General features: G+C 71.8%; 18 protein-coding genes. 8 read left to right on the top strand and 10 right to left on the bottom strand.

Annotation, left to right across the window (positions count from 1 at the left end; genetic code table 11):
• Window positions 1-138 precede the first annotated feature (138 nt).
• Window positions 139-792, bottom strand: coding sequence for an HAD family phosphatase (locus tag ABZ810_RS07515; protein ID WP_358400489.1), 654 nt, complete (start codon window positions 790-792; stop codon window positions 139-141).
• 43 nt (window positions 793-835) lie between these two features.
• Here ABZ810_RS07515 and ABZ810_RS07510 point away from each other — a divergent pair, with 43 nt between their 5' ends.
• Complete coding sequence (locus ABZ810_RS07510; protein ID WP_358400487.1) at window positions 836-2,032, top strand: acyl-CoA dehydrogenase family protein; 1,197 nt, start codon at window positions 836-838, stop codon at window positions 2,030-2,032.
• A gap of 377 nt (window positions 2,033-2,409) precedes the next feature.
• On the opposite strand, the gene ABZ810_RS07505 is transcribed toward ABZ810_RS07510, so the two are convergent.
• The gene (locus ABZ810_RS07505) at window positions 2,410-3,300 is read right to left on the bottom strand and encodes an N-acetylmuramic acid 6-phosphate etherase (protein ID WP_358400484.1); all 891 of its coding nucleotides are present in this window, start codon (window positions 3,298-3,300) and stop codon (window positions 2,410-2,412) included.
• Window positions 3,297-4,259 carry a MurR/RpiR family transcriptional regulator gene (locus tag ABZ810_RS07500; RefSeq protein WP_358400481.1) on the bottom strand — a complete coding sequence of 321 codons (963 nt, stop codon included), beginning with the start codon at window positions 4,257-4,259 and terminating at the stop codon, window positions 3,297-3,299. The genes ABZ810_RS07505 and ABZ810_RS07500 overlap by 4 nt, the downstream gene beginning before the upstream one ends.
• Between ABZ810_RS07500 and ABZ810_RS07495 the strand changes: the two genes are divergently transcribed.
• The 3 genes from ABZ810_RS07495 (at window position 4,225) to ABZ810_RS07485 (ending at window position 8,070) form a co-directional block, all read left to right on the top strand.
• The gene (locus ABZ810_RS07495) at window positions 4,225-5,442 is read left to right on the top strand and encodes a BadF/BadG/BcrA/BcrD ATPase family protein (RefSeq protein WP_358400479.1); all 1,218 of its coding nucleotides are present in this window, start codon (window positions 4,225-4,227) and stop codon (window positions 5,440-5,442) included. The two genes, ABZ810_RS07500 and ABZ810_RS07495, sit on opposite strands and share 35 nt — an antisense overlap.
• Window positions 5,443-5,840: 398 nt before the next feature.
• A complete protein-coding gene (locus tag ABZ810_RS07490) occupies window positions 5,841-7,487 on the top strand; it encodes a glycoside hydrolase family 3 protein (RefSeq protein ID WP_358400477.1) in 1,647 nt (548 codons plus the stop codon).
• A gap of 127 nt (window positions 7,488-7,614) precedes the next feature.
• The gene (locus ABZ810_RS07485) at window positions 7,615-8,070 is read left to right on the top strand and encodes a hypothetical protein (protein ID WP_358400475.1); all 456 of its coding nucleotides are present in this window, start codon (window positions 7,615-7,617) and stop codon (window positions 8,068-8,070) included.
• A gap of 24 nt (window positions 8,071-8,094) precedes the next feature.
• On the opposite strand, the gene ptsP is transcribed toward ABZ810_RS07485, so the two are convergent.
• The 7 genes from ptsP to nagA form a co-directional block, all read right to left on the bottom strand.
• The gene (ptsP, locus tag ABZ810_RS07480; protein WP_358400472.1) at window positions 8,095-9,792 is read right to left on the bottom strand and encodes a phosphoenolpyruvate--protein phosphotransferase; all 1,698 of its coding nucleotides are present in this window, start codon (window positions 9,790-9,792) and stop codon (window positions 8,095-8,097) included.
• 87 nt (window positions 9,793-9,879) lie between these two features.
• On the bottom strand, window positions 9,880-10,146 hold the full coding sequence (locus ABZ810_RS07475; protein WP_358400470.1) for an HPr family phosphocarrier protein: 267 nt from the start codon (window positions 10,144-10,146) through the stop codon (window positions 9,880-9,882).
• Between the two features lie 20 nt (window positions 10,147-10,166).
• Window positions 10,167-10,841, bottom strand: coding sequence for an HAD family phosphatase (locus ABZ810_RS07470; protein ID WP_358400468.1), 675 nt, complete (start codon window positions 10,839-10,841; stop codon window positions 10,167-10,169).
• Window positions 10,832-11,281, bottom strand: a complete 450-nt coding sequence (locus tag ABZ810_RS07465) for a PTS glucose transporter subunit IIA (RefSeq protein WP_358400466.1) — start codon at window positions 11,279-11,281, stop codon at window positions 10,832-10,834. Before ABZ810_RS07465 ends, ABZ810_RS07470 begins: the two co-directional genes overlap by 10 nt.
• 30 nt (window positions 11,282-11,311) lie before the next feature.
• Entirely contained in the window at window positions 11,312-11,596 is a 285-nt protein-coding gene (locus ABZ810_RS07460; RefSeq protein WP_358401694.1) for a PTS glucose/sucrose transporter subunit IIB, read from the bottom strand.
• Between the two features lie 8 nt (window positions 11,597-11,604).
• Entirely contained in the window at window positions 11,605-12,648 is a 1,044-nt protein-coding gene (locus ABZ810_RS07455; RefSeq protein ID WP_358400463.1) for an SIS domain-containing protein, read from the bottom strand.
• Between the two features lie 8 nt (window positions 12,649-12,656).
• Window positions 12,657-13,811: an N-acetylglucosamine-6-phosphate deacetylase gene (gene nagA / locus ABZ810_RS07450; protein WP_358400461.1), complete on the bottom strand. Its 1,155-nt coding sequence runs from the start codon at window positions 13,809-13,811 to the stop codon at window positions 12,657-12,659.
• Between the two features lie 163 nt (window positions 13,812-13,974).
• Between nagA and ABZ810_RS07445 the strand changes: the two genes are divergently transcribed.
• From ABZ810_RS07445 to ABZ810_RS07430, 4 genes are all read left to right on the top strand, one after another.
• Complete coding sequence (locus ABZ810_RS07445; RefSeq protein WP_358400458.1) at window positions 13,975-15,354, top strand: PTS transporter subunit EIIC; 1,380 nt, start codon at window positions 13,975-13,977, stop codon at window positions 15,352-15,354.
• 278 nt (window positions 15,355-15,632) lie between these two features.
• On the top strand, window positions 15,633-16,373 hold the full coding sequence (locus tag ABZ810_RS07440) for a GntR family transcriptional regulator (RefSeq protein ID WP_358400456.1): 741 nt from the start codon (window positions 15,633-15,635) through the stop codon (window positions 16,371-16,373).
• Between the two features lie 33 nt (window positions 16,374-16,406).
• The gene (locus tag ABZ810_RS07435; protein WP_358400454.1) at window positions 16,407-17,780 is read left to right on the top strand and encodes a PTS transporter subunit EIIC; all 1,374 of its coding nucleotides are present in this window, start codon (window positions 16,407-16,409) and stop codon (window positions 17,778-17,780) included.
• Between the two features lie 306 nt (window positions 17,781-18,086).
• Complete coding sequence (locus ABZ810_RS07430) at window positions 18,087-18,560, top strand: Rv3235 family protein (protein WP_358400452.1); 474 nt, start codon at window positions 18,087-18,089, stop codon at window positions 18,558-18,560.
• Window positions 18,561-18,667: the final 107 nt, after the last annotated feature.

The following is an 18,667-nucleotide window of genomic DNA, read 5'->3' as shown; positions in this document are numbered from 1 at the left end:
ACGATCAGAGTCTGCCAGACCACCCGGCGGCCGGTCAGTCCGACAGGCCCGCGACCACCGCGAGCCCCTCGGCAGCCGGGCGCCAGGCGGCCCGGAGGTCAGGCGGGCAGGCGGGCAGGGGATTGGGCGGGCAGGGGGTCAGGCGGGCAGGCCCAGGGCGCGGAGGGCGGCCACGGTCTCGGCGGGGTCGGTGTGAAGGATGCCGCGCATGCCCATGGCCTCGGCGGCGGTGATGTTGTGGTCGATGTCGTCGATGAACACGCAGTCGGCGGGCTCCAGGCCGAGGAGCCCGACGGCGTGCTGGAAGATCGCCTCGTCCGGCTTGCGCAGCCCGACCTCGCACGAGATGACGACCGCGTCGAACAGGTCGGCGAAGAGGTCGCGCGGGTAGTCGTTCCCCCACGAGTTGGACAGCAGCGCGGTCCGGGTGCCGCCCGCGCGGAGGGTCCGCAGCGCGTCGTACATGGGCTCGACCGGCGCGAACGCGGTGAACATGCGAGCGATCAGGCCCTCGGCCACCACCGCGCCACCGTCCACGGTGATCAGCTCGGCCGCCAGCAGGCGTTCGAACTCGGCCGGTTCGAGCGTGCCGTCCTCCAGCCCGTGGATCGGGTTGACGCCCTCACCGTCGTAGGCCTGCTTCACCCAGGCGCGCATCACCGTCCTGTAGTGCGCGGCGTCGATGCGGTCGGCGGTCAGCCAGGTGGCGATGGCGTCGTTCAGCGGCGAGGTCAGCACGCCGCCCCAGTCGGTGATCACAGCTTTGACGGTCACGGGCAGATGGTAGGACATCCCGCCCGAAGCTACCGAACGGCGTTCTGCCAGACTGGCCGCCATGGACTTCGAACTCAGCCCGAAGGCTCAGGATTACCAGGCGAAACTGCAGGAGTTCATGGACGAGCACGTGTACCCGGCCGAGCCGGTCTACACGGCCTGGCGAGCGGAGAACGACCCGCACGCCCTTCCCCCTGTCGTCGAGACGCTCAAGGCCGAGGCGCGCAGGCGCGGCCTGTGGAACCTCTTCCTGCCGGACGTCTCCGGGCTGTCGAACCTGGAGTACGCGACGCTGGCCGAGCTGACCGGGCGGTCCCCCGACCTGGCCCCCGAGGCGGTCAACTGCGCGGCGCCGGACACCGGGAACATGGAAGTCCTGCACATGTTCGGCACCGACGAGCAGAAGAAGCGGTGGCTGGAGCCGCTGCTGAACGGCGAGATCCGGTCCGCGTTCGCGATGACCGAGCCGGAGGTCGCCTCGTCCGACGCCACCAACATCACCACCTCGATCGTGCGGGACGGCGACGAGTACGTGATCAACGGGCGCAAGTGGTTCATCACCGGCGCCGCCGACGAACGCTGCAAGATCTTCATCGTGATGGGCAAGACCGACCCGGACGGGCCCGTCCACCGGCAGCAGTCGCAGATCCTGGTGCCGCGCGACGCCCCGGGCGTCCAGGTGCTGCGGCACCTGCCGGTCTTCGGCTACCAGGACCAGCACGGCCACTCGGAGATCCTCTTCGAGAACGTGCGCGTCCCGGCGGGCAACATCATCGCGAGCGAGGGCGACGGATTCATGATCGCCCAGGCCCGGCTGGGCCCCGGCCGCATCCACCACTGCATGCGGGCGCTCGGCATGGCCGAGAGGGCGCTGGAGCTGATGTGCCGCCGCGCCGTCGACCGTGTCGCGTTCGGGCAGCCGCTCGCCAAGCAGGGCGTGGTCCAGCAGCAGATCGCCGAGTCGCGCATGGCGATCGAGCAGGCGCGCCTGCTGACGCTCAAGACCGCCTGGCTGATCGACAAGCACGGCGCCAAAGGCGCCCGCACCGAGATCGCGACGATCAAGGTGGTCGTGCCGCGCATCACCCACGAGGTGCTCGACCGCGCGATCCAGGTGCACGGCGGCGCCGGCGTCTCCGACGACACGCCGCTCGCGGCGATGTACGCCTGGGTCCGCGCCATGCGCATCTTCGACGGGCCGGACGAGGTGCACGTCCGCACCGTCGCCCGGCAGGAGCTCAGGCCCTACCTGACCTGACGGCGAGCCCGGCGTGATCATGCGATCGGCGACGCGTCGCCGATCGCATGATCACCGAGCTCGGGAGCGGGGTTCGGGTGCGTTCGAAGTCGGGAGCGTTTCGAAGTCGGGAGCATTCGGAGTCGGCTGCGTTCGGAGTCGGCTGCGTTCGAGATCGGAGACGTCCGGGGCGGAGGACGTCCGGTGAGGGCGTTCGAAGTCGGAGGACGTTCGGGTCGGGGGACGTTCGGGCGTCGGGAGCGACCATGCTCACAGGGGCCAGGGACATGACGGCGCGCGATCGCCGTGACCGGCGACCTCGGCCGTCACGCGAGCGCGCGACCGGGTCGTGAAGTCGGCCGAAGGCGCGGCTTCACGAGGCCGGATCGACACCGCCGCTAAGCCAATCTCTGGAGAGCCTCTCTGACTCCGCCGTGGGACTCCTCCAGCGCGACCGTCGCACGTGCGGCGGGCACCTCGCCGAGTAGCGAGACCAGGGCCACGCGGGTGTCCCCGCCGGCCTCGGCGAGCGCGTTCTCACAGGTGAGGGCGTCCAGTCCGGTCGCCTCGGTGAGGATCCGCACCAGCCGCGTGCGCAACTTCGCGTTGAGAGCGTTGACGCTGACCATCAGGTTGGAGTAGGTCCTACCCAGCCTGATCATCAGTGTGGTGGAGAAGGAGTTCAGCACCAGCTTCGTGGCGGTGCCGGCCTTCATCCGGGTGGAGCCGCTGATCACCTCTGGTCCGGTGGCGAGCCCGATGTGCACGTCGACCTCGTCGCCGTACGGTGTGCTCGGATTGCAGCTGATGAGCGCGGTGTGCGCGCCGGCCGCCGTGGCGGCGCGCAGCGCGCCCACCACGTAGGGGGTGCGGCCGCTGGCGGCGATGCCGATGGCGACATCGCCGGGCTGGACCTCGGCGGCGTCCCGGGCGCCCTGCTCGTGGTCGTCCTCGACCTCCGAGACCGCCTGGGACAACGCGCGCGGTCCGCCCGCGTGGTGTGCGACGACCCGGCCCCAGATGCCGAACGTCGGGGGAAGCTCGGCCGCGTCGAGCGCGGCGAGCCGTCCGGACGTTCCGGCGCCGAAGTAGTGCACTCTGCCGCCCGCCCGCAGGGAGTCCACCGCGAGGTCCACCAGGCATGCCAGCTCGGGCAGCACGGCGGCCACCACGCGCGGGACGGTGGCGTCCTCGGTGTTGATGCGGCGAAGCACCTCGAGGGTGGGCAGCGTGTCGACGTCAATGGTCCGTGGGTTCCGCCCCTCGGTGGGGAGTTCGCAGTCGATCACCGACGCCTCCGGTCGGGTCGCACGGTCCGCCCACGGACCGCCTCGTACGTGGCCTCCAGGGCCTTGCGGGTCTGCCCGAAGGTCCGCTGGGCCACTCCGACGAAGACGCAGTCGACCACAGTCAGCTGCGCCAGCCGGCTGGCGGTCGCGCCCGCTCGGAACGTGGTCTCCCGTGCCGCCGTGGTCAGGATCAGGTCCGCCACCTCGGCGATCGGGGACTTGGGGAAATTGGTCAGGGCTACCGTCGTCACCCCCTTGCTCTTTGCTACCTCCAGCGCGTCGATGGTCTCCACCGTCGCGCCCGTGTGCGAGATCCCGATCGCGACGTCCCCGCTGCCCAGCACCGCGGCGCTGGTCAGCATGATGTGGGCGTCCGACCAGGCGTAGCAGACTCTTCCGATGCGATGCATCTTCTGCTGGAAGTCCTTGGCGACGAAGGCGCTGGCACCGACGCCGTAGACGTCGACCCGTTCCGCGCCCACGATCGCGTCGACGACCTGCTCGAGCATCTTGATGTCGAGCTGGGCCGCGGTCTCTTCCACGGCCCGGGCGTCGGCGAAGGTCACCTTCTCCACGATCTGTTCGAGAGAGTCGTCAGGACTGATGTCGCTGCCGATGACCCGGCCGCCGGACGCGCTCTGTGCCCGCCCCGCCTCCGTCGCCAGGGTCAACCGCAGCTCTGGGTATCCATGAAACCCGATCGCCCGGCAGAACCTGATGACGGTGGTCTCGGAGGTGCCACAGGTCTGGGCGAGTTCGGTGATGGTGGAGTTGGCGACCCCTTCGGGGTCGTCGATGACGCGTTGCGCGACGCGCCTTTCTGCTGGGGGTAGCGAAGGAAGCAAAGATCGCACCCGCACCACGGTGCTCAGCGGCGTCGACTCCTTGACCGCCGCGTCGACCTTGGGTGCCCCGGTCTCCCCTATGCCCCCTGGCTCTGAGCCGGTGGGTTTCCTCATGGAAGAAATTTTCTTACTCCCCGGATGTCACGTCAACGGTAGAAAAGGCTACGGTCGCCATGTGTTGACCCATTTGGCCGGTCCATACGTGATCGGTATAGACGCGGGTGGCACGAAGACCCGCTGTGTCGTACTCACGCTCGGGGGCGCCCTGGCCGGTTCCGGAACCGGTCCCGGGGCGAACCCCAATTCCGGCGGCGATACCGCGGGTGCGCTCACCACCGCTCTCCAAGCGGCTCTCGGTGACCTGGACCGTTCTCACATCCTCGCCGGCGTCTTCGGAATCGCCGGTGCCGGGTCGGCCGGCCGGCCCGCCGCGGTCAGCGCGGCGCGCCGAGCCTGGCAGGCCGTCGGTCTGCGCGGCTCGCCCGCCGTCGTGACCGACATCGCGGTGGCCTTCGCCGCCGGCACCACAGCCACCAAGGGCATCGTGGTCTTCTCCGGCACCGGTGCCGGAGCCGCGGTGATCAGCGACGGCGCGATTCTCCAGCGCGCCGACGGCTACGGCTGGCTGGTCGGCGACGAGGGCTCCGCCGTATGGCTGGGAAGGGAAGCGGTCCGGGCCGCACTGGCGGCCTATGACGGCAGGGGGTCCCCCACCCTGCTCACCGATTCGGTGCCGCGCGCCCTGCTCGGCGTGTCGGTCGTCACGGAGATCGATGCCAGTCGCCCTCGGCCGCGGCACGAACGGCCCCTGATGCTGGCCGGCGCACCCGCTCTCGCCTCCAGACCCGCTGCCCGCAGCGCTCCTGGCACCGTCCCGAGACAAGCCGGTCCCGGGACGGTGACCCTCGAACCCGAGCCGCCTCCACCCGATCCGCCGCCGGCGACGCCCAATCCACAGCTCGCCCAGGCGATCATCAAGGAGGTGTACGGCCGGCCGCCCGCCGCGCTGGGCCGGCTCGGCCCGGTCGTCGCGGCCGCCGCGGCCGCCGGCGACCCGGTCGCGCGCCGGATCACCGAGGAGGCCGCCCAGTGGCTGCTGCGGGACGTCGACGCGGTCCGGCCCGCGCTGTCGGACCCGTACGCCCCGGTCGTCATGCACGGCTCCGTCCTGCGGGACGGGCCGGTCGCCGAGGCCGTCCGGGACGGGCTGCGCGACCGGTTCGCCTGCGATCCGGCCCGGGCCGGCGACGGCGCCGTCGGCGCGGCGAGCATGGCCCTCCGCAGGCTGTGCTTGTAGGCCCTGCGGCCTCGGCTCGCCCCACGACCCGATAGCGCGCTCGCGTGCGTGGTGCGGTGAGTACGTTCGTGCTGCCCTGAATCGGTGGAACGGCTGGTGCTCGGCCGTGTCACGCCGCTCGGGGTGGTCTCGTGCGTTATGCCGCACGGTGTGCGTATCCGCATGCGCAGGTGTAGGGCACATGCGGATATGTACCCCATGTACGAGCACAGAACGCCACCTGTGCCACACCTCTCGGAACCTGTACGCGACGCCTCTGCCGCAACGGGCCGGGCGGGGGTTCGCATCGGGCGTGCATAGGAGTGGTGGCTGAGTCGACAGGTGGCCGGGGAGCGGCTAACGTCGCTGGGTCAGATCACAAGACCGTAACGAGAGACCCCGTCGGGGGGCCTGGTCCAGTGCGTGCTCCACGTTCATCGGTCGTCGTGCTGGCCGCCGCGGCGGTGCTCGCCGTACCGCTGGCGGCCGGGTGCGACGGCGACGGCACCACGTCCGGCGCGTCGCCGGACGGCAGGGCGACGGGATCGGCCCCCGCCGCTCCGGCCTCCCCCGCCTCGTGGATCCCGGCGTTCGTGGCCGACATGTCGGTGGCCGAGAAGGTCGGGCAGGTGTTCGTGCCCACGTTCTCGAGCCAGGCCGCGGCGGAGTCGATCATCAAGCGGTACCGGGTCGGCGGGCTGATCTACTTCCCGCAGAACATGCGCACCCCCGCGCAGACCGCGGCCCAGTCGAACACGATGCAGAAGGCGTCCAAGATCCCGCTGCTGCTGGGCGTGGACGAGGAGCAGGGCATCGTGTCGCGCACCCCGTTCATCACCTCGTTCCCGGGCAACATGGCGCTCGGCGCCACCCGGCGGACCGCCGACGCCCGCGACGCGGCGCGGATCACCGGGGCCGAGCTGCGGGCGGTGGGGATCAACCAGAACTACGCGCCGGTCGCGGACGTGAACGTCAACCCGGCCAACCCGGTGATCGGCGTCCGGTCGTTCGGCTCGGACCCGGCGCTGGTGTCGACGATGCTCGACGCCGCCATCGAGGGTTACCAGGCCGCGGGCGTGGCGGCGACGGCCAAGCACTTCCCCGGGCACGGGGACACCGCGACCGACAGCCACACGGGCCTGCCGGTGATCAACCACACCCGGGCGGAGTGGGAGAAGCTCGACGCTCCCCCGTTCAAGGCGGCGATCAGGAGCAACGTCGACGCGATCATGTCGGCGCACATCGTGGTGCCCAAGCTGGACGGCTCGGGCGAACCGTCCACGTTGTCGCGGAAGGTGCTGACCGGGCTGCTGCGCGAAGGCCTCGGGTACCAGGGGGTCATCGTCACCGACTCGCTCCAGATGGCGGGGGCTCGCAAGAAGTACGACGACGGCGACGTGGCCGTCCGGGCGCTCAACGCGGGCGCCGACCAACTGCTCATGCCGATGAACCTGCCGCGCGCCCACCGGGCGGTGATGGCGGCCGTCAGGAGCGGCAAGATCTCCGAGAAGCGGCTGGACGACGCGGTCTCGCGCATACTGCGGCTGAAGGAGCAGCGCGGCCTGTTCCGCGGCACCCGCGTCGATCCGGCGCGGGCGGCCGAGGTCGTCGGGTCCAAGGAGAGCAGGGCCACGGTCCGGCGGGTCGCCGAGCACGCGGTCACCGTCGTGCGCAACGAGAAGATCCTCCCGCTCAAGGGCAAGTCGGTGTACGTGTCAGGCCCGCGGGGTGGTGACCTGGCCGCGGCCCTGCGCGAGGAGGGCGTCCGCACCGTCCCGGCCATCAGGAACGCCGACGCCGTCGTCCTGACCACGTTGAACGCCGGAGCCGCCGGCGCTGCCGCGCAGGTGAAGGCCTTCAGCTCCAAGCCGGTCATCCTGGCCGCCCTCGGGCGCCCGTACGACCTCGACAAGGCCGGCCAGGCCAAGGCCGCCGTGGCCACCTATTCGTCCGGCTCGCCCGCGGTCGCGGCCCTGGCCAGGGCGCTGGCGGGGACCATCAAGCCGACCGGCAGGCTCCCGGTGCCGGCGGGCGGCGAGCCGGTGGGCACCGGCCTCACCTACTGACGCGGAAGGCTGACGCGGAAGGCTGACGCGGAAGGCTGACGCGGGGGGCTGACGCGGAGGGCTTGGCCGGGGCGGGGCCGGGCTGCAAAGATCCCTCTTTGTGCGCCCGAACGTTTGCTTGGTTGCCGTGATCGTCGTCCTGTCGTCGGCCGCTTGCAGCGGTGACGACGGGGGTGGGAGACCCCCGGCCGCGACGCCCGTCGTGCGGGAGAGCCTGCCGGCGCTCGCACCGGCCCAGGACCTGGCGGCCCGGACGGTGGTGTACCGGTTCCTGCGCGGGATCGCGGGCGGCGACGCGAAGGTCTGCTCGTTGCTGGCGCCCGTCTACCAGCGTTCGGTCTTCGGGACGCCGACGGGTTGCCGGACGGGTTTCGGGGCGGCACGGCAGAGGCTGCGGCCCAAGGACGTCGCGGCGCTGCGGAAGGTGGTCGTGCCCAAGGGCAAGCCCGGACCGGGTGCGGACGAGTACACCGTGCGGTTCGAGGACCTGCGGTGGAAGGGCGAGCCCGCGCGGCCAGGTGGTGTGCTGGCCGCGCGTTTCACCCTCCGGCGGACCGGGAGCGGCTGGGTGATCTCGGGTTAGCCGATCGGGTCGGGTGATCTCAGGTCAGAGGCCCAGCTCGGCGAGGGCGGGGAGGGCGGCTCGGGCGGCCTTGCGGGCCTGCGCGGCGGTGCGGGCGGCGCGGGCGGCCTCGGCGGCGTGGCGGCATTCGACCAGGGTGTGCCGGGCGAGGGCGGCCCGTACGAGGGGCAGCGACGGCGCGCTCATCGACAGGGACGTGACGCCCAGGCCGATCAGGACGCAGGCCAGGGCCGGGTCGCCGCCGGCCTCGCCGCAGACGCCGCAACTCTTGCCCGCGTCGGCGGCGGCCTGCGCGGTGATGGCGATCAGGTCGAGGACGGCGGGCTGCCACGGGTCCTGGAGGTGGGCCAGGCCGCCGATCTGGCGGTCGGCGGCGCAGGCGTACTGGGTGAGGTCGTTGGTGCCCAGGCTGAAGAACTCGACCTCCGGCGCCAGGTCACGGGCCCGCAGGGCGGCGGCGGGGACCTCGACCATGATCCCGGGGTGCTCGATGCCGGCGGCGCGGCAGGCCCGGGCGAACGCGGCGGCCTCGTCGGCGTCGGTGACCATCGGGGCCATGACCTCGAGCTTGGCGGTCTGGCCGGCGGCGGCGCGGGCGAGGGCGGAAAGCTGGGCGGCCTGGACGTCGGGGTGGACGCGCATCAGCCGCAGGCCGCGTTCGCCGAGGGCCGGGTTGGGCTCGTCGCCGGGCGGCGGCAGGAACGCCAGCGGCTTGTCGGCGCCCGCGTCGAGGGTGCGGACGACGACCCGGCCGTCCGGGAACGCCTCCAGGACCCTGCGGTAGGCGTCCTCCTGCTCGGCGGCGGAGGGCGGGTCGGAACGGTCGAGGAAGAGGAACTCGGTGCGGTAGAGCCCGACGCCCTCGGCGCCGTTGGCCAGGGCGGCCTCCACGTCCTTGGGGCCGCCGATGTTGGCCAGGAGCGGGACCTTGTGGCCGTCCTTGGTCGCGCCCGGCCCAGTGGCCTCGGCGAGCACGGCGGCCTGCGCGGACGCGGCGGAACGTGCGGAGGCGACCTCCGACTCGGACGGGTCGACCTGGACGGTGCCGGCGGCGCCGTCCACGAGGACGGTGGTGCCGTCGGCCAGATCGGTCGCGCCGGGCAGGGCGACGACGGCCGGGACGCCCATGGTGCGGGCGATGATCGCGGTGTGGCTGGTCGGGCCGCCCTCCTCGGTCACGAACGCCACCACCAGGGCCGGGTCGAGGACGGCGGTGTCGGCGGGCGCCAGGTCGCGGGCGACCAGCACGAACGGCTCGTCCGACTCCGGCACGCCGGGCATCGGCAGGTCGAGGAGGCGCGCGACGGTGCGGTCGCGGATGTCGTCGAGGTCGGTCACCCGGGCGGCCAGGTATTCGCCGGCGCCGGCCAGCATCTCGCGGTAGACGCCGAACGCCTCGAACACCGCGCGGGCCGCGGCGGCCCCCTCGGCGACCTTGGCCTTGACGCCGTCGGCCAGGCCGGGGTCGCGCGCCATGAGGGCCTGGGCGTTGAGCACGTCCTGGCCCTCCTTGTTGCCCGCCTCGGCGGCCCGGACGCCGCGCGACTCGAGGTCGTCGGCCACCGCGGCGAGCGCCCCGAGGGCCCGCTCGGTCTCGGCCGCCGCGTCCCCAGCGTGCCGGGAACCCCGTTCGGGCTCGGGCACGGCGCCCGCGACGGCGCGTACCGGCCCGGCACCCACACCCGGGCTGACCCCGGCACCCCGCAACACGCTGGGACTCATCTCACGCAACCTCCGGCGATCGAAATCAGGTCAGGACGTCGGCGGCCCGCCGCCACCGGGCGCCCGGGCGTTCAAGCGCCAAGCCGCTCAGGCGGGCTCCACCTCGGACAGGATCGCCTCGAGCTCGTCGAGCAACGCGTCGGCGCCGTCGCCGTCGGCCGACAGCACGACCTCCTCGCCGTGCCGGGCGTCGAGGCCGAGCACCGACAGGATGCTCTTGGCGTTCACCGGGTCACCGCCGCGCTTGGCCACCGTGACCTCGCCGCCGGCCTTGGCGGCGGCCTGGACGAACAGGGCGGCCGGCCGCGCGTGCAGGCCCACCTTGGATTCGATCTTGACGTTCCGCTGCGTCACTGGAAAACAACTCCTCATATTCACCCGGCGTCCGGGAGGCCCCAGAAGCTCAGGTCGACTTCCGTCATGTCGGACACCACCCGGTCCGCCGCGGCGAGCGCCGCGGCCGGCTGGGTGGTGGTGATCCCCACGCAGGTCATACCCGCGGCCTTGACCGCGGCCACCCCGGCGGGAGCGTCCTCGAAGCCGAGGGCGTGCGCCGGCTCGACCCCGAGGGCGTCGCAGGCGGCAAGGAAACCCTCCGGGTCGGGCTTGCCGTTGGCCACGTCGTCGGCCGTGACCAGCACGTCCAGCAGGTGCTTGATGCCGAGCCCGTCGAGCAGCCCCTCGGCGTACACCCGGACGCCGGAGGTCACCACGGCCAGCGGCACGCCGGCCGCGTGCAGCGACCGGACGAGCACGACCGCGCCCGGCACCTCCTGGACGGGCGGCATGTCCGGGCCCGTCTCGTACGAGACGACCTCGTGGAAGAGGTCCTCGACGGTGCGGCCGGGAAAGAGGTGCGCCAGCTCGGCGAGCACCTCCCGGCCGCGCCGTCCCGCGAACGACGCGATCAGCGCCTCGTCGTACGGCACGCCGTTAGCGTCGAACATGCGCGCCCACATCTCGCGGTTGCGCGGCTCGGTGTCGATCAGTGTTCCGTCGAGGTCGAAGACGGCTGCCCTGAGGTCCCCGATGGCGGCCTTCAACTCCATGTGAAGAGCTCGGCCCCCTTCTCCACCTCGCCGGACTCCACGACGTCCGCCAGCGCGTCCCCGTTGGCGTCCAGCGCCACCACCGCGCAGATCGGCGAACGGCCGCCCGCCTCGATCGCGGACGGGTCCCAGCCGACGAGCGCCTGCCCGGCCGTCACCGCGTCGCCCTCGGCGGCCAGGAGCTCGAAGCCCTCGCCCTTGAGCTGGACGGTGTCGATGCCCAGGTGCACCAGCACGCCGTGGCCCTCGGAGTCGACGACCACGAACGCGTGCGGATGCATCTTGACGATCTTGCCGCTGACCGGGGCCAGCGCCTGCCCCGGGGCGCGCTCGGGATCGACCGCGGTGCCCGGGCCGACCATGGCCTGGGCGAACACCGGGTCGGGAACGCCCGCCAGGCCGACGGCCCGCCCGCTCACGGGCGACAGAACTCGCGTCATGACAACACTCCTTGCCGAGCCGGTCGGGCGTTACTCGAGGATGTCCTCGATGTCGCTGGCGATGGTGTCGGCCTCCGGGCCCACGACCACCTGGACGACGGTGCCGCTGCGCATCACGCCGAAGGCGCCGGCGGCCTTGAGGGCGGCGTCGTCGACCTTGCCGCCGTCGTTGACCTCGGTCCGCAGCCGGGTCGCGCACGGCTCGATCTCGATGATGTTGTCGGCGCCGCCCAGCGCCGCGATGATGGCCTCGGCCTTGTCCATGGTCGTTCCTGCTTTCGGATGGTCGTGCCCGGCGCGCCGTCGCGCCGGGATGCGGAGAGTCAGTCTGTCTGGGTGACCTTGTTGAGGCCGCGCGGCACGTCCGGGTCGAGGCCCAGCCGGCGCGCCAGGCGCTCCACCAGGATCTGGCCGGGCACGATGAGGCCCAGCGGCGCGATCCACTCCGGCAGCGCCGGGCCGGGCAGCGCCAGCGACGAGGCCGCGGCGAGCCCGCTGCCGCCGCCGATGCCGTACGCGCGGGCGCCGGCGCCCTGCACGCGGCGGGCCAGCGCGATCGTGCCGGGCAACGTCGGGCCGTCGTCGGCGGCGACCAGCAGCGCGGGCGTCTGCCCGTCCACCACCGCGATCGGGCCGTGCAGCAGGTCGGCGTACGACAGGCCCATGGCGTGCAGGTAGCAGGCTTCCTTGATCTTCAGTGCCAGCTCCAGCGCGGTGCCGAACGCGATGCCGCGGCCGGACACCACGGCGCCCGGGACCTGCGCGAGCTCCTCGACGATGGCGGGCAGCGCCTCGGCGGCCTCGGTGACCGCGATGAGCCGCTGTACCTCGTCGGGCACCCGGCGCAGGTCGTCCAGCTCGACGTCGGCGCCGAGGCCGAGGCCCAGCACCGACAGCGCGGCCAGCTGGGTGGTGTAGGTCTTGGTGGCCGGCACCGCGAGCTCGTCGCCCGCCTGCGTGACCAGCGCGACCTCGGCCGCCTCGGCGAGCGGCGAGCCGGCGCCGTTGGTGATCGCGACCGTGCGGGCGCCGTTGGCGGCGGCCCAGTCGAGCGTCTCGACGATCTCCTCGGTCTTGCCGGACTGGCTGATCGCGACGGCGAGCACGCCGTCGAGGTCGAGCCTGCGCTTGTAGGTCGTCGCGATGGACGGCGCGGCCAGCGTGGCGAGCCGCCCGGCGTGCGACTCGACCAGGTAGCGGCCGTACACGGCGGCGTTGTCGGACGAGCCGCGCGCGATGAACAGCACCTGGCGCGTCTCGCGCGCCAGCTGTGCGACATCGGCCGTCCGCGGCAGCAGGGCCTCGAGAGTGCGGCGCAGCGCCTCGGGCTGCTCGCCGATCTCAGCCCGCATTCGGCTGGTGCTCATGATCCCCCTCAGAAGGCTTTCTGCCCGTTGATCCACGTCGTACGCGCCCGGAGGTCATCTCCGAGCCAGACCAGGTCGGCGGCGGCGCCGGGGGCGATGCGGCCGAGATCCGTACGTGCGATGAGGTCGGCCGGGACGCGCGTGGCGGCGTCCACGGCGGCGACCAGGTCGACGCCGATGCGCACCGCGTTGCCGATCGCCTCGTCCAGCCGCAGGCCGGACCCGGCGATCGTGCCGTCGGCGCGCAGCGGCGGGCCGGACGCGGGCATCTCGATCGGCTCGCCGCCCAGCTCGTAGGTGCCGGGCGGCATGCCGGCGGACGCGGCGGCGTCGGTGACGAGCACGACGCGGCCGGGCGCGGCCTGGAACACCAGCCGGCAGACCAGCGGCGCGGCATGGTGCAGGTCGACGATGAGCCCGGGGTGCAGCCGGTGGTCGACGAGCGCCTGCGCGGCGACGCCGGGCGCGCGGTGGTCGATCCCGCTCTGCGCGTTGAAGATGTGGGTGACCATGCGGGCGCCCGCGTCGGCGGCGCGTTCGGCCTGCTCGGCGGTGGCGTCGCTGTGGCCGACGCTGACCAGGACGCCGGCCTCGGTGAGGGCGCGGATCGCCGCCGTCGCGCCGTCGCGTTCGGGCGCCAGCGTCACCAGCTTGACCAGGCCGGTCTCCAGCAGCGTCGCGATCGCGCCGGGCGCCGGGTAGGTGAGGAAGCCGGCGTTGTGCGCCCCCTTGCGCTTCTCGGCGAGGAACGGCCCTTCGAGGTGGACGCCGAGGACCTTGGTGCCGCGCTCGGGGAGGCGGGGCAGCAGCTCCCGCGCGAAGCGCAGCGCCTTGGCCTGGACGTCGACCGGAGCGGTGATGAACGTCGGGAGGAACGCGGTGACGCCGGTCTCGGGCAGGCGGCTCACCACGGTGTGCCAGGCGGCCTCGTCGGCGTCGACCATGTCGTGGCCGTAGAAGCCGTTCACCTGGAGATCGACCAGTCCGGGGGCGAGCACGCCGTCGGGAAGGTCCAGGTCAGGGGCCCGGCCGGGGCGGCCCTCGCCGACCTCGACGATCGTCCCGTTCTCGGCGCGGACGAATCCCGGAGAGAGGACGCGGGTAGGACCACCGTCGACGGGGGTCGAGACCAAGCGGTTCGCGGTGATCAGAAGTGCTGCCATGCGCTGCGTACTCTCCGTGATGCTTGAGCCGCTCTTTGCTGTCATATGACTACTGGTCTAGTCCGGACTAGACCAGTACGAACCATACTCCACACATCAGACAGAGCGAAGATGTCGGGCCGAACTTCATGCGAGAGGCCCACTCGGGGGAGGTCATCCGCTCATGAGTTCCATGGCTGCCACGAGCGGCGGCGGGGCGCGCGGCGCCTGGTCGTCCACGTTCGCGGTGCTCCAGCGCATCGGCCGGAGCCTGATGTTGCCGATCGCGGTCCTGCCCGCGGCCGGCATCCTGCTCCGCCTCGGCCAGGACGACCTGCTCGGCGCGGACGGCCTCGGCTGGAACCGCGTCGCCGAGGTCTTCGCCGCCGCCGGTGGCGCGCTGCTCGACAACCTGGCGATCCTCTTCGCCGTCGGCGTCGCGATCGGCTTCGCCAAGAAGGCCGACGGCTCGACCGCGCTGTCGGCCGTCGTCGCCTACCTGGTCTTCGACCGGGTCTCGAAGGTGATGTTCGCGCACAGCGACACGCTGAAGGACTCGGTCGTCCGGACGGTGATGCAGGACGGCGCGGCCAAGGAGTCGATCGACTACGGCGCCAAGAACCCGACCCAGGTCCTCGGCGGCATCGTCGTCGGCATCATGGTGGCGCTGCTCTACCAGCGCTTCTACAGGATCAAGCTACCGACGTGGCTGGCGTTCTTCGGCGGACGGCGGTTCGTGCCCATCATCAGCGCCGCCGCCGCGCTGCTGCTCGGCGTGCTGTTCGGGTTCGCCTGGCCCACGCTCGGCGGCTGGATCGACGACTTCGGCGACTGGATCACCGGGCTCGGCGCGACCGGCGCGGGCATCTACGGCATCTCCAACCGGCTGCTGCTGCCGTTCGGCCTCCACCACATCCTCAACACGCTCGTCTGGTTCACGTTCGGCACCTACACCGGGCCGGACGGCGTGGTGTCGCACGGCGAGATCAACCGCTACCTGGCGGGCGACCCGACGGCCGGCACGTTCCTGGCCGGGTTCTTCCCGGTGCTGATGTTCGGCCTGCCCGGCGCCGCGATGGCGATCTGGATGGCGGCGCCCAAACACCGCCGCGGCCCGGTCGGCGGCCTGATGATCTCGGCCGCGCTCACCGCGTTCGTCTGCGGCGTGACCGAGCCGATCGAGTTCTCGTTCATGTTCGTGGCGCCGATCCTGTACGCGATCCACGTGGTGCTGACCGGCGTCTCGATGTTCGTGCTGGCGGCGATCGACGCGCAGCTCGGGTTCTCGTTCTCGGCTGGCCTGATCGACATGCTGCTCAACGCGACGAAGAGCAACACCCGGCATCTCGGGGCCATCATCGCCCTGGGCGTGGTCTATTTCTTCCTGTACTTCGCGATCTTCTATTTCGTGATCAAGAAGTTCGACCTGCCCACGCCGGGGCGCGAGCCGGAGGGCGCCGCGGCCGACGACGGCACCCTGGGCGGCATCATCGACCAGCCCATGGACAAACCCGCGGACAAACCCGCGGACAAGCCCGCGGACAAGACGTCCGGCTCCGGCTAGCGGGGTTTACCACTGGTCTAGGCCCTGACCTAGACCGGGACGTTCGCGGGAGCGGCGGAGAGCGCCCGGGGCGGCGGCCGGCGACAGCGGCCCCATCCCGGGCGTCTCCGCGCTCACAACCTGCTGACCTGCGGGTTTGCTCACCGTGACGTGATGCGGCCGTTATTCATCTGTGCATTGACAGGCGTTAATTTTGTGTGGTCTAGTCCGGCCTAGACCAGTACTGACATGACTTGACCAGTACGTCCCGACCGGACTCCCCGGCCCCGAGGATTCCCGTGACTGCCATCGACCCACACAGCCCCGTACCGAAGTACTTCCAGCTCCGCGCCATCCTCCTGGACCTGATCGAGACCGCGGAACTGCCCGTCGACGCCCCGATCCCGTCCGAGCGGGAACTGTGCGCCGAGTACGGCCTGTCCCGGATGACCGTGCGCCAGGGCGTCGACCAGCTGGTGACCGAGGGACGTCTCTACCGGGTGCCCGGCAAGGGCACGTTCGTCGCCCGGCCAAAGATCGAGATGCCGCTGCGGCTCGTCTCGTTCACCGAGGACATGCTCAGCCGCGGGCTGCGGCCGGGCGCGATCGACCTGGCCCGGCGCACCGTCGCGGCCGACGCGCGGCTGGCCCGCCTCTTCGAGGTCGAGGCAGGCACCGCCATCCACGTGATCGAACGTCTCCGGACCGCCGACGGCGAGCCGATGGCGCTGGAACGTTCGCACATCCTCGCCTCCCTCGCTCCCGACCTCCTGGACCGCCGCCTCGCCGACCGCTCCCTCTACGGAGTGCTCGAGGCGGTGTACGGCCTGGTCTTCGACGCCGGAGACCAGACCATCGACGCCGCCCTCGCCGACGCGACGGAGGCCAAACAACTCCACATCCCCCGGGGCAGCGCCGTGCTGCTCCTGCAACGGCGCTCCTACGCCGGGGGCGTCTGCGCGGAGCTGGGCGTGTCGACCTACCGCGCCGACCGCTACCAGATCCACACGGCCCTCGGAAATCCCCCTACGCGCTCGTAGCGCACCCCCGGTAATCGAGGAGGAAACCCCCTGATGAGTTCCACGACCGCCGTGGGCACCGTGCCCGGCGGAAACTCCAAGGCCCTCGCGGTCCTGCAGCGGATCGGCCGCAGCCTCATGCTGCCGATCGCCGTGCTGCCCGCCGCCGCACTGCTGCTGCGCCTCGGCCAGCCCGACATGCTCGGCAAGGACGGGCTCGGCTGGGTGCGCATCGCCGAGGTCGTCGGCAGCGCCGGCGACGCCCTCTTCCAGGCCCTGCCACTGCTGTTCGCGGTCGGCGTCGCGATCGGCTTCGCCAAGAAGGCCGACGGCTCCACCGCCCTGGCAGCCGTCGTGGGCTACCTGGTCTTCGACCGGGTCTCCAAGATCATGTTCTCGCACAGCGACGACCTGAAGTCGCGCGTCATGATCGACAAGGTGCAGGACGGCACCCCCACGGCGGTGATCGACTGGGCGGCCAAGAACCCCACCGACGTCATCGGCGGCATCCTGATCGGCATCGTGACCGCGCTGCTCTACCAGCGGTACTACCGCATCAAGCTGCCGACCTACCTGGCCTTCTTCGGCGGGCGCCGGTTCGTGCCGATCATCACCGCGGTGACGGCCCTGTTCCTGGGCGTGGCCATCGGCTTCATCTGGCCGGTCTTCGGCGGCTGGCTGAACGACTTCGGCAACTGGGTCACCGGGGCGGGTGCCGCGGGCGCGGGCGTGTACGGCGTGGTCAACCGCCTGCTCCTCCCGTTCGGCCTGCACCACATCCCCAACTCCCTGATCTGGTTCGTCTTCGGTGACTACCAGGGCGCCGACGGCGTCGTGCACGGCGAGATCAACCGCTACCTGGCCGGCGACCCCAACGCGGGCGGCTTCCTGGCCGGCTACTTCCCGGTCCTGATGTTCGGCCTGCCGGGCGCGGCCCTGGCCATGTGGCGCGCCGCTCCGGCGCACCGGCGTCCCGCGGTCGGCGGCATCATGATCTCCGCCGCGCTCACCGCGTTCGTGACCGGCGTGACCGAGCCGATCGAGTTCGCGTTCATGTTCGTCGCCCCCGTCCTGTACGTCGTGCACGTCGTGCTGACCGGCATCTCGATGGCCCTGCTGGAGGCCCTCGGCGCCCAGCTGGGCTTCGGATTCTCCGCGGGCGCGATCGACATGCTCCTCAACGCGCGCAAGGACAACACCGAAGGCCTCGCATTGATCATCGGCCTGGGGGTCGCCTACTTCTTCATCTACTACTTCGTGTTCAAATTCCTGATCACGAAGTTCAACTTCGCCACCCCCGGCCGCGAGCCGGACGGCGAGGAGTCGGTGGCGGCCGACCCCGCCGCCGATCCCGAGGTCGCGGCCGGGGAGAAGAAGACCCGCAAGCGGCGTAGCGAGGACGACGAGGTTCCGGCGCCTGCCAGCTAGACACCAGGGACCCGTCAGCCCACGGGTCCCGACCGGAGTCTCCTCCATCCACCTGAGGAGACTCGCTCCCGCGGCGGCGGGGCGTCCTGGACGCCCCGCCGCCGCTTTCACATCCGCCGACCCGCAGCCCCACGACCACGCGTTGGGCTCTGCGACCGCCGCCTTCGTCCGAGCTGCGGGCGGTTGGTGCGTGTTCGTCTGCCGGGCCTGGTGTTACGGGTGCGTCCGCTGGTGGCCAGGACGTATCAACGCGGGCTTCTGAGCCTCCTGTTTCCGACGAGCTCGGAATCACCAAGGAGGTCATCCATGGCAATGCGCCATCCGCGGTCCCGCCCGTTCCCCCTCACCACGACCGGCTACGCCGTCGACGGCTCGCTCGCGCTGCGGCCCGAGACCCTGCGCGCCATGTCCGGGACGCAGGAGCCGCCGGGCATCCGAGATATGGCGGAGGCGACCGTGCGGTTGGTCGCCGAGGTCCTCGCGGGGACCCTGCCGCCGCGGCAGCTGGCCCGGCGCGCGCTCCCCGAGGTGTGCCTCGCGCTGGCCGCGCACCAGGGCCGCCTGGAGACGGCCGAACGTATCGTCCCGCCGCGGATCCTGACGTCCTGGCTGCAACGACCCGCCCCGAACGCGGCCGAGGCGGGAGCAGTCGCCGTCATCCACGGCCGCGTGCAGGGCATCGCCCTCCGCCTGGAGCATCGTCGAGGGCGCTGGCGGTGCACCACCGTGCAGACGACGCTCGACCACGGCGGCAGGCCCCGCGTTCACACCTTCGGCTGATACAACCGCCCGCCGGCCCGGTCCGGCCGGCCTTGGCGCCGGCCGGCCTTGGCGCCGGCCGGCAGGGACGCCTGGTTTCGGGATCCCCGTCTTCAAGGGCATCGGGA

This window comes from Spirillospora sp. NPDC047279 (assembly GCF_040643285.1).
Classification (GTDB): Bacteria; Actinomycetota; Actinomycetes; order Streptosporangiales; family Streptosporangiaceae; genus Spirillospora.
The sequence above is the reverse complement of the archived record's forward strand: the minus strand, read 5'-3'. Positions and strand labels throughout refer to the sequence as shown.

Excerpts from the sequence above, each read along its gene's own strand:
- ABZ810_RS07435 (WP_358400454.1), top strand. The coding sequence starts at position 16,407 with ATGAGTTCCACGACCGCCGTGGGCACCGTGCCCGGCGGAAACTCCAAG.
- ptsP (WP_358400472.1), bottom strand. The coding sequence starts at position 9,792 with ATGAGTCCCAGCGTGTTGCGGGGTGCCGGGGTCAGCCCGGGTGTGGGT.
- ABZ810_RS07445 (WP_358400458.1), top strand. The coding sequence starts at position 13,975 with ATGAGTTCCATGGCTGCCACGAGCGGCGGCGGGGCGCGCGGCGCCTGG.
- ABZ810_RS07515 (WP_358400489.1), bottom strand. The coding sequence starts at position 792 with ATGTCCTACCATCTGCCCGTGACCGTCAAAGCTGTGATCACCGACTGG.
- nagA (WP_358400461.1), bottom strand. The coding sequence starts at position 13,811 with ATGGCAGCACTTCTGATCACCGCGAACCGCTTGGTCTCGACCCCCGTC.
- ABZ810_RS07510 (WP_358400487.1), top strand. The coding sequence starts at position 836 with ATGGACTTCGAACTCAGCCCGAAGGCTCAGGATTACCAGGCGAAACTG.
- ABZ810_RS07495 (WP_358400479.1), top strand. The coding sequence starts at position 4,225 with ATGCCCCCTGGCTCTGAGCCGGTGGGTTTCCTCATGGAAGAAATTTTC.
- ABZ810_RS07455 (WP_358400463.1), bottom strand. The coding sequence starts at position 12,648 with ATGAGCACCAGCCGAATGCGGGCTGAGATCGGCGAGCAGCCCGAGGCG.
- ABZ810_RS07470 (WP_358400468.1), bottom strand. The coding sequence starts at position 10,841 with ATGGAGTTGAAGGCCGCCATCGGGGACCTCAGGGCAGCCGTCTTCGAC.
- ABZ810_RS07500 (WP_358400481.1), bottom strand. The coding sequence starts at position 4,259 with ATGAGGAAACCCACCGGCTCAGAGCCAGGGGGCATAGGGGAGACCGGG.
- ABZ810_RS07430 (WP_358400452.1), top strand. The coding sequence starts at position 18,087 with ATGGCAATGCGCCATCCGCGGTCCCGCCCGTTCCCCCTCACCACGACC.
- ABZ810_RS07465 (WP_358400466.1), bottom strand. The coding sequence starts at position 11,281 with ATGACGCGAGTTCTGTCGCCCGTGAGCGGGCGGGCCGTCGGCCTGGCG.